Below are 8,927 nucleotides of genomic sequence, written 5' to 3'. Positions count from 1 at the left end.
GTCCCGATGAAGTGCCGACCGCGATCTTGCTACGAAACGCAGCCCTCAAGGCTTCGGTGGGCATCGATCCGATCGATCGGCGGCCCAGCTCGGGTGGCCGCCCGGGCTGGGCCATTCCTCACGGAACGACGCCATCCTACCTCGGCGCGCTAATACAAGGGTGGGCAAAGGCGCAAAGCGCCGTGCCCACCATTCTTCCGCAATCGCTGACGCATGGTGGGCACGCTTCGCTTTGCCCACCCTACTACAGCACCGTCCTCGCGATGACGAACGGGCCAAACAAAAACGCCGCCCGGAATTGGGCGGCGTTTCATTCCAGAACGTGCAGAGGGTGTTGATGCCTACTCTACGCCAAATCCCGAAAACCTCAAGACCGGTAGCCCGGGAGCTCGCGGTCGAGCTTGCGCAGCAGCGGCGGCCATACCAGGTTGGTGGCGCGCAGCTCGGCGCGGTCGCGGTTGGCGAGCAGCTCGGTGTTCTTGTCGATCGCGATGTCGTCGACCGGATAGACCGGCGTGCCCAATGCGCGCGTGCGCACCTGCATCGAGCAGGCGCGCTCAAGGTGGTACATGCGCTCGAAAGCGGAGGCGACCGAGCGGCCGACCGTCATCGTGCCGTGGTTGCGCAGCAGCATGTGGTTGTGATCGCCGAGGTCCTTCTGCAGCCGCGGCCGCTCGTCATGGTCGAGCGCGATGCCCTCATAATCGTGATAGGCGAGATCGTGGGTGACCAGCTGGGCGGTCTGGTTGAGCGGCAACAGCCCTTCCGCGCTGCTCGACACCGCGGTGCCGTCGAGCGTGTGGAGATGCAGCACGCAGATCGCGTCCTCGCGCACCTCGTGGATCGCCGAATGGATGGTGAAGCCGGCCGGGTTGATGCTGTAGTCGCTCTCGGAGAGTTGGTTGCCGTGCAGGTCGACCTTGACGAGGCTCGACGCCGTGATCTCGTCGAACATCAGCCCGTAGGGATTGATGAGGAAGTGATGCTCGGGACCGGGCACGCGCGCGGAGATGTGGGTGTCGACCAGATCGTCCCAGCCGTACAGCGAGACGAGGCGGTAGCAGGCGGCGAGATTGACCCGTTGCTGCCACTCGGCCTCTGTCATGTTCGACGGCACTTCCTTCAGGCGCGCTTCCGCTGGTGACATGTCTTATCTCTCCGAACATCGTTGTTGCGGGGAGGGAGCGTAGTCTCGGTCGAAGTCGGCGGCAAGGTGGTCAAAGCGCAGCAGTCAAGCGTAGCCCGCATGGAGCGCAGCGCAATGCGGGAAGCCGTGCGGTCCCGGATTTCGCTTTCGCTGCATCCAGGCTACGGATCAGGAGAAGAATATTACGGCGCCGGGATCGACAGCAGGCTGGAAATGCTGCGGCCGCGGATGTCGTAGACGCGGGCGAACACCACGTCGTCGCGCTTGATCTCGACCATCACGGGCGCGGTGAGGCCCTTGCAGTAGAACTCGCCGAGCGTCATCGCGAAATCGGCCGCGTTGGAATCCCAGCCGATGGTGAAGTCGGGCCCGAGCGCCACCTGGGCCGGGCGCTGCGGACCGCACACCGCGACCTTCCATTTGCGGTTTCCCGGCGCCACTTCCTGCCGCTCGACGATCTGCTCGCGCAGCTCGTCGGAGGCCTGCTTCAGCGCGAGGCCCCAATAGTCCAGCATGAAGCGGTCGTCGGCGCCGCGCACGGTACCGGCGATGTGGTTGAAATGCGTGTACTGATAGGGATGCAGCCGGATCATCTCGGCCAGCGACAGCGCAAGACCGAAGCAGAAGGTGGCGAGCACGACCGGCTGCCAGGTGCGGTGGGTGGCGCGCAGGCGCTCCATGGCCCGGGCAAAGGCGACGCCGCCCAGCACCGCCATCGGCGGGATCACGAAGACGAAGTGGCGGATGCCGTTGTACAGCGCCGGCCGCTTCACCATCGCGATCGCGAGCGGCAGGCTCGCCGCCAGCGTCAGCATCAGCAGGATGGTCTTGCGGCGCGCCGGAACCTCGCGGCGCGGCAGCATCGCGAAGGTGCTGAACACCGCGCCGGCCGTCAGCACCAGCATCACCTCAGGCAGCTGGAGCGCGAACAGCGTCGGCAGATAGGACCAGGGCATGTCGGGCACGGACACGATCGCGCCGTCGAACATCTCCTTCCAGGGCTTCTCGAAGAAATGCGAGAAGTAGGTCAGCGCCTCGAAGGGATTGCCGGGCTCCATGATCGACCACGGCCAGATCAGGCCCATGACGAGGTAGCCGAGCACGAGGCCGGGCAGCAGCACATAGACGACATGGGCGAAGCGGCGGACCTGCTCGCGCAGGCCCTCGTTGCGCAGTTCATCGAGGAACAGCGGCATGAAGCCGATCACGGCGTAGACCAGCGAGAGGCCGCCGAGGATGCGCGTGCCGAGCGAGAGGCCCGCGCCGAGGCCGACGATGAGGATCGTGCGTGGCGAGGGCTGCGGATATTCCTCGGCGAGGCGGACGAGGCCGAGCATCAGGATGATCATGGCCACCGCGAAGGGCGCATCCTTCGGGTTCATGAACATGTGGCCGTAGAAGATCGGGCAGAGTGCGAGCAGCAAGAGTGAGGCAAGACCCGCAAGGGGGCCGCCGACGCGGCGGCCGAGCCGCCATGTCACAGCAAGTCCGATCACACCGACGATGGCGCCGACCAGACGCCGCGTCTCGAACAGCTCGAGCGGAATGACCTTGTGCAGGAGAGCCGCGACCATGTCGAAGCCGCCGCCATACATGTAGAGATTCGCGAAGGAGAGCGCCGCCGTGTCCCTGAAGCCGGAACCGAACATGCGCAGCAACAGGTCGGCGTATTCAGCATGGGTGTAATCGTCCCAGCCGAGCCCGTAGTCGCGGAAGGTCAAGCCTGCAATAACGGCGACTGCAGCCAGCACCAGCATGGCAAGATCGTCGCAAGTCCGTTCGACCGAGCGCCGCAGAGGCGTGTCGATCGCCGAAGTCGTGATGGATGTCATGGCTATTGGTGACCCGGAATCCCCTTTTGGCCCTGCTGGCGCGCGCGGGCCTGTTCCCCGGAATCCCTATAGCGCAGTTCCATTACCAAGTAATTGGGCATTATGGCTAAATTCCTGATGCGGCGCAGCAAATCCAGAAACTTGAGAGCAGCTTAGAAGTAGCGAGCCGGAGCTGAAGGGAATGTGAATAAGTCCCTGATTTCCTTTCCTTTAGGAACGCAGGCTTTAATTCGCCGTTGGCGTGGAACACCGTATGACGGTATCGTGGCGTAACGGGTGTCGCGCATGGATGCGCGGCCGGGGGTGAGTTCGATGACGTTGGCATTGTTGATCGTCGGGATTTTCGCCGTCGTGGCGGGGCTCCTTGCGATCCTGTTTGGCTACACAGTCAGGGATTTCAGTCTCGGCAGCACCCTCATAATCTCCGGCACCATTGGCGTCTGCTCCGGAATGCTACTGGCCGGCCTCCACCTGGTGGTCATGGAACTGAAGGGCATCGCCCGCCGGCTGGCCGGATCGGCCGCGCCGGCCGAGGTTCGGGTCAGGCCGGTGCTGCCGGGCCTCGCGATGCCTGGCGCGCCAGTGTCCGAGCCGTCCCCGGCGCCGGGGATGAAAATCGAGCCAACGCCGCCATCACCGGCCGCAGGTCCGCCGCCGTGGCAGAGTGAGGCCGCCGCGCGCGAGCGGCCGCGCGTCGAGCCGCCGCCGGAGCCGGACGCCCCAACGTCCCCTGAAGCGCCGCGCCGTCGCAACCTGCTGTTCGCCTCGACCTCCCGCAAGGAGCGCGAGCGCGCGGAGGCGAAGGCGACCGACGGCTTGCCGCCGCTGCCTCATGAAGAGCCCGGGAAGCCTGCCGCCCCGGATAGTCCGCCCGCGAGCTTCGACGATGCCTGGCCGATGCCGGACCGTACGCGGCCACCGGAACCGCCGCCCGCCGCGCGTCGCCCGCCGCCGCCTGCACCCGAACCGGCGCCGGCCGTCGAGCAGGCGCCCGTGACCGTGCTCAAATCGGGTATCGTCGATGGCATGGCCTATTCGCTCTATTCCGACGGCTCGATCGAAGCGCAGATGCCGGAAGGCATGATGCGGTTCGCTTCGATCGACGAACTGCGCGCTCATCTCGACCAGCGGTCCTGAGACCTGCTGCCTCCAAGTAGAGCGCCATCGTTCTTGTCACTTCGTCGGTAATCAGCTCAGATTCATCTGTCGTTTTACCTCAGCCGAACGTATTGTTGACACGGAATACTTTGGCGTCGTCAATCCGGCGAGACGCAAGGTCAGGGAAAGGTCGGGCCCATGTCGGAGGCCGGGGCTAAGAATTTCATCGAGCTGACGGCGAGCATCGTGTCCGCCTATGTCGGTAACAATCCGACGCCGGCAGCCGAGATCCCGAACCTGATCAGCCAGGTGCACGGCGCCTTGGTGCGCGTCTCGTCAGGCCGCACCGAGGCCGCGCCGCTCGAGCCGGCGAAGCCTGCGGTCTCGCTGAAGAAGTCGATCGCGCCGGACTATCTGGTCTGTCTGGAAGATGGCAAGCGCTTCAAGTCGCTGAAGCGCCATCTGCGCACCCGGTACAACATGACGCCGGAGCAATATCGCGAAAAATGGGGCCTGCCGGCCGACTATCCCATGGTCGCGCCGAACTATGCGGTCGCGCGCTCGCAACTGGCGAAGCAGATGGGACTGGGACAGCAGCAGCGGAAGCGGAAGTAGAGCCGCTATAGCTTACAACACACTCCGCCCTCATCCTGAGGAGCCCGCAAAAGCGGGCGTCTCGAAGGATGGCTGCGCGCGAGATCTGGCCTACGAGGCCTCCGCGAGCGCCTCTTTCGCGTCGGTCTTGATACGTTCGATCATCGAGCGCAGGCCGTTGGATCGCTGCGGCGTCAGATGATCGCGAAAGCCGAACTCGTCGAACACCGCGATCGCATCGGTCGCAAGGATCTCCTGCGGCGTGCGGCCGGAGTAAAGCGAGAGCACGATCGCGACCAGGCCGCGCACGATGTGGGCGTCACTGTCGCCGCGATATTTCAGGATCGGCGCGCCGCCATCGCGATCGAGCAATTTCTGGAGCCAGACCTGGCTGACGCAGCCATTCACCTTGTTAGCCGCGGAGTGCTCAGCCTCGGGCATCGGTTCCAGGGTGCGGCCGAGTTCGATGACGTACCGATAGCGGTCGTCCCATTCGTCCAGAAGCTCGAAATTGTCCCTGATTTCGTCGATCGTCGTCATGCTGGCCCGTGTTCCCGTTCAGGCCAATATAAGGATGCGAGTGCGGGAAATCGATAGGGTTGGGCGCAAATGGCTATCGGATTGCATTCGGCTGGTCGTCTGTTTCACCTCTCCCCAGCGGGGAGAGGTCGGATTGCGAAGCAATCCGGGTGAGGGGCCGCAGCATTCGGTGAGGCCGTAACCCCTCACCCGGATCGCACCTTACGATGCGATCCGACCTCTCCCTTCGGGAGAGGTGAACCAGCGAACACTCATCTCAGTTCGCAGGCGCCTGGCCGTGCCATTCCAGCGCGAGGTCGTCCTGGGACAGGGTGTCGCGCGGCGCCTCGCTCGCAGCAGTGTCGCCTTCGCCGGCCAGCGCGATCGAGCCGGTGTGATCGGGCGCCTTCTTGTCGGTCTTCTCGAGCTGCTCCTTCTTGTCGTTGATGATCTGGTAGATCTTGCGCGCACCGTCCTGTGCGCGCTGGCCGATGATGGTCGCGGCCTGTCCGCCGACCTCGCAGGCCGCCGGCTGGCGCTTGCAGAACTGGCTCACGTCGGAGACGGCCGCGGTCGCAGCCTGCACCGCATCGGCGGCGCCGATCTGCGGCAGCTTCTCCGATTCGGGCGTCTTGTCCCGCGGCAGGAGCACCAGCACCAGCCCGAGCCAGAATGTGATGCGGAGCAGAAAGCGCATCTTGCGACCTGTATGTTAGATCCCGCCGCGGCGATGCCCGCGAGGCGTCGGACCTAGCAACTCTCGATAAATCGCAAGTGATTGCCTTCCGCTTAATTCGCGGAAAACTTGCGCAAAAATCTTCGCAAAGCCCGGTCTCGTAAATTTTCGGTTGACGCCGGAGCCCCGTGATTCCGCCGGCCCGCTTGTCCACCAATTCGAAACCATGCGAGGGACGGTGAAACCCTGTGTTCACCATCCCCGATGATGACGTGGTCAAATCGCCTAAAAATCTCCGCGATGACACGGTGTTCGGCGGCGGCCCGCATCGCCTTAGCACTCGTTTAAGGTCGCTCTGACACGGTGGCTCAACGATAAGGAGGCGTTCCGGCGCGTCTTCTCGACGAGTGAGCCGAAGCGCGAGACCCGTGACAGTTTTGAGTATCATCCGCGATTGTCTCGATGCGCTGCTGCATCCCTCCGCGCGTTACGACGCGCTGACACGAGCGCGCCATCGTGCCTTCATGGCGCCGCGGCTGCTCGGCAGCCTGGCAGCCTTTGCCGCATTCCCGGTCTATCTCGCCCTGCGCGGCGCGCCGAGCGCGATCGAGGTCGCCGCCTTCGCGTGCCTGATCGCGCCCATTCTCTTGTCGTGGTTCCTGTCGCGCACCGGCCGCTATGAAGGCGCGCATGTGCTGTCGTCGTTGGCGCTTGCCGGCTTGATCATGGCGATTGCCGGCACCACCGGCGGCATCGAATCATGCGCCGCGATCTGGCTGGTCGTGGTTCCCCTGGAAGCCGCGCTGTCGGCCTCGCGCCGCGTCGCGGCCTTTGCCTCCCTGCTTGCGCTGTCCTGCGCAGGCGTCCTGATTCTTGGCAGCCAGCTCGGCTGGCTGCTGGCTGGAGACACCAGCGCCGCACAACGCGGCGTGCTGATGGCGTTCGGCGTCGCCTCGGCGACGCTCTATGCCGCGGGCCTCGCCTTCGGCGCGGAATCGCTCGCGCGCACCAGCGTGACGCTGCTGTCGCGTGAGGAAGAGCGCTATCGCCTGCTCGCGCTCAACACGAGCGACGTGATCTCCCGGCATCAGCGCAACGGCGCGGTGCAGTTCATCTCGCCGGCGGCGGAGGCGATGCTCGGCATGCCTGTCGCGCAGCTGCTCGGCCACGGCCTGTTCGACCGCGTCCATGTCGCCGATCGCCCGGCCTATCTCACCGCGCTCTCCGATGCCGCCCGCGGCGACGTGCGCACCGTCGAGTTCCGGCTGCGGCGAGAGCCTGTTGGCTCGGAACGTGGCCAGGTTGAGTTTCTCTGGGTCGAGATGCGCTGCCGGCCGCTCGATCAGGAGATGGGCCGCCAGGATCTTGACCGTGACCTCACGCGCGAGGCCGAAGTCGTCGGCGTGATGCGCGACGTCACCGATCGCAAGCTCGGCGAGCAGGCGCTCGATCAGGCCCGCAGCGCCACTGAGGCGGCCGATGCCGCCAAGACGCGCTTCCTCGCCACCATGAGCCACGAGCTGCGCACCCCACTCAACGCCATCATCGGCTTCTCCGAGATGATCGCGCAGGAGCAGACCCTGATGCTGGGTGCGGCCCAGCGCAGGGAATACGCTCAGCTCATCAACGATTCCGGCCAGCATCTGCTGTCGGTCGTCAACGGCATCCTCGACATGTCCAAGATGGAATCGGGCAATTTCGAGATTGCGTCGGAGCCGTTCGCGCCGCGCGCCTCGTTGATGCATTGCTGCAATCTGCTGTCGCTGAAGGCGCGGGAGAACGGCATCGACCTCATCACGGACGCGCCGCAGGACCTTCCCGTCATGACCGGCGATCCGCGCGCGTTCAAGCAGATCGTGCTCAATCTCGTCGCCAACGCCGTCAAGTTCACCGAGCGCGGCGGTCAGGTCACCGTTGTGGCCGCGGTGTCCGGCTCGCAGCTCACGCTGCGCATCAGCGACACCGGCGTCGGCATCGCGCCGGATGATCTCAAGCGCATCGGCGCGCCGTTCTTCCAGGCCGGCAAGACCTATCAGCGCCGTCATGAAGGAACGGGCCTCGGACTTTCGATCGTGAAGAGCCTTGTCGCGTTGCATCTCGGCGAATTGACGGTACAAAGCAGGCTCGGCGAGGGCACGTCCGTCACCGTCAAGCTGCCGCTCGTCTACGCGCCGCCGCAGGCCAAGACGTCGGAGAGCAGGATCGCGACGCTGACGCCGGTGCTGCGCCAGGAGCTTCAAGACCAGTCTCACGACCAACCCGCTCTGGTGAAGAAAAGTGCCTAAGAAATCTGCCAAGGACGAAGCCGCTCCGCGCCGCCGTGGCGCCAAGGCCGCGGTCATCGATGTCGAGACCGAGCGCAATCTTGCGCTGCGGATTCTGCTGCACAGTCCCAAGGATACGCTGGCCGGCCTCGTCGCCGTCGCCGCCATCGGCGCGATCGTTGCCAATGCGCTGTTCCTTCAGACCGGCCGGCATCCGGCGCCGATGTTCGGCACCGTGATCAATCTTCCCGCGCCGTCGTCCGTACCGCTGTCGAACCCCTTGCCGCGTCCGCGCCCCGTCGGCGCCGATACCTCGCCGCTCGAGCCGAGAGCGACGGAGTTCCGCGCCGAGCCCAAACCCACCGAGACAAAGGCTGCCGAGCGCGCTGCCGAGAAGGCCCCGGAGAAGGCGGTCGAGGCGACCGCATCGACGCCGCGCTCGGCCGATCCGATGACCAATCTGGTCAAGCAAACGATGTCGGCGCCGGCTTCCGTCGCCGTCGCGCGACCGCCGGCGCCAATTCCCGTGCAGCAGAGCCCGGCCGCGCGGCGTATCGCCGGCGTGCAGCGCGCGCTGTCCGAATACGGCTACGGGAATTTGAAGATCACGGGCGCGATGGGCGCAGAGACGCAGTCCGCGATCCAGAAATTCGAGCGCGAGCACAAGATGCAGGTGACGGGTCAGGTGTCCGAGCGCCTGCTGCGCGAACTCGCGGCCGCGATCGGCCATCCGGTCGAATGATCGCCACGCTTGCGCCGAGGCTGGAGCTTGAAGGATGGTGCTCATCCCGGCACTG

9 protein-coding genes are annotated in these 8,927 nt (G+C 65.2%); 5 read left to right on the top strand and 4 right to left on the bottom strand.

Annotated features, from left to right (window positions below; translation table 11 throughout):
• A partial coding sequence (locus tag IVA80_RS02915) for a hypothetical protein (RefSeq protein WP_247425461.1) occupies positions 1 to 338 on the top strand: 338 nt, incomplete at its 5' end.
• Between the two features lie 29 nt (positions 339 to 367).
• Here IVA80_RS02915 and IVA80_RS02910 read toward each other — a convergent pair.
• Together IVA80_RS02910 and IVA80_RS02905 are read right to left on the bottom strand one after the other, a co-directional pair.
• Positions 368 to 1,147 (bottom strand): class II aldolase/adducin family protein, encoded by a 780-nt coding sequence (locus tag IVA80_RS02910; RefSeq protein WP_247425459.1) that lies wholly within the window; start codon positions 1,145 to 1,147, stop codon positions 368 to 370.
• Positions 1,148 to 1,329: 182 nt separating this feature from the next.
• A complete protein-coding gene (locus IVA80_RS02905) occupies positions 1,330 to 2,979 on the bottom strand; it encodes a glycosyltransferase family 39 protein (protein WP_247425457.1) in 1,650 nt (549 codons plus the stop codon).
• A 312-nt stretch (positions 2,980 to 3,291) separates the two neighbouring features.
• On the opposite strand from IVA80_RS02905, the gene IVA80_RS02900 reads away from it, so the two are divergent.
• Both IVA80_RS02900 and IVA80_RS02895 read left to right on the top strand, forming a co-directional pair.
• Positions 3,292 to 4,116 carry a DUF308 domain-containing protein gene (locus IVA80_RS02900; RefSeq protein WP_247425456.1) on the top strand — a complete coding sequence of 275 codons (825 nt, stop codon included), beginning with the start codon at positions 3,292 to 3,294 and terminating at the stop codon, positions 4,114 to 4,116.
• Positions 4,117 to 4,275: 159 nt separating this feature from the next.
• Positions 4,276 to 4,692, top strand: a complete 417-nt coding sequence (locus IVA80_RS02895; RefSeq protein WP_247425454.1) for a MucR family transcriptional regulator — start codon at positions 4,276 to 4,278, stop codon at positions 4,690 to 4,692.
• A 90-nt stretch (positions 4,693 to 4,782) separates the two neighbouring features.
• On the opposite strand, the gene IVA80_RS02890 is transcribed toward IVA80_RS02895, so the two are convergent.
• Together IVA80_RS02890 and IVA80_RS02885 are read right to left on the bottom strand one after the other, a co-directional pair.
• Positions 4,783 to 5,211: a SufE family protein gene (locus IVA80_RS02890; RefSeq protein ID WP_247425452.1), complete on the bottom strand. Its 429-nt coding sequence runs from the start codon at positions 5,209 to 5,211 to the stop codon at positions 4,783 to 4,785.
• 256 nt (positions 5,212 to 5,467) lie between these two features.
• Positions 5,468 to 5,887: a DUF5330 domain-containing protein gene (locus tag IVA80_RS02885; protein ID WP_247425450.1), complete on the bottom strand. Its 420-nt coding sequence runs from the start codon at positions 5,885 to 5,887 to the stop codon at positions 5,468 to 5,470.
• Positions 5,888 to 6,294: 407 nt separating this feature from the next.
• Between IVA80_RS02885 and IVA80_RS02880 the strand changes: the two genes are divergently transcribed.
• Both IVA80_RS02880 and IVA80_RS02875 read left to right on the top strand, forming a co-directional pair.
• Positions 6,295 to 8,151 carry an ATP-binding protein gene (locus IVA80_RS02880; RefSeq protein ID WP_247425448.1) on the top strand — a complete coding sequence of 619 codons (1,857 nt, stop codon included), beginning with the start codon at positions 6,295 to 6,297 and terminating at the stop codon, positions 8,149 to 8,151.
• Entirely contained in the window at positions 8,144 to 8,872 is a 729-nt protein-coding gene (locus IVA80_RS02875; protein WP_247425446.1) for a peptidoglycan-binding domain-containing protein, read from the top strand. Before IVA80_RS02880 ends, IVA80_RS02875 begins: the two co-directional genes overlap by 8 nt.
• The last annotated feature ends 55 nt before the right edge of the window (positions 8,873 to 8,927 follow it).

Origin of the sequence: Bradyrhizobium sp. 139, assembly GCF_023074175.1 — a bacterium.
In the GTDB taxonomy this organism is placed as follows: Bacteria; Pseudomonadota; Alphaproteobacteria; order Rhizobiales; family Xanthobacteraceae; genus Bradyrhizobium.
This window is presented reverse-complemented; position numbering and strand designations above follow the sequence as displayed.

Bases quoted from the DNA above. Each gene is read 5' to 3' on its own strand.
- IVA80_RS02910 (WP_247425459.1), bottom strand. From the start codon at position 1,147: ATGTCACCAGCGGAAGCGCGCCTGAAGGAAGTGCCGTCGAACATGACA.
- IVA80_RS02905 (WP_247425457.1), bottom strand. From the start codon at position 2,979: ATGACATCCATCACGACTTCGGCGATCGACACGCCTCTGCGGCGCTCG.
- IVA80_RS02900 (WP_247425456.1), top strand. From the start codon at position 3,292: ATGACGTTGGCATTGTTGATCGTCGGGATTTTCGCCGTCGTGGCGGGG.
- IVA80_RS02895 (WP_247425454.1), top strand. From the start codon at position 4,276: ATGTCGGAGGCCGGGGCTAAGAATTTCATCGAGCTGACGGCGAGCATC.
- IVA80_RS02890 (WP_247425452.1), bottom strand. From the start codon at position 5,211: ATGACGACGATCGACGAAATCAGGGACAATTTCGAGCTTCTGGACGAA.
- IVA80_RS02885 (WP_247425450.1), bottom strand. From the start codon at position 5,887: ATGCGCTTTCTGCTCCGCATCACATTCTGGCTCGGGCTGGTGCTGGTG.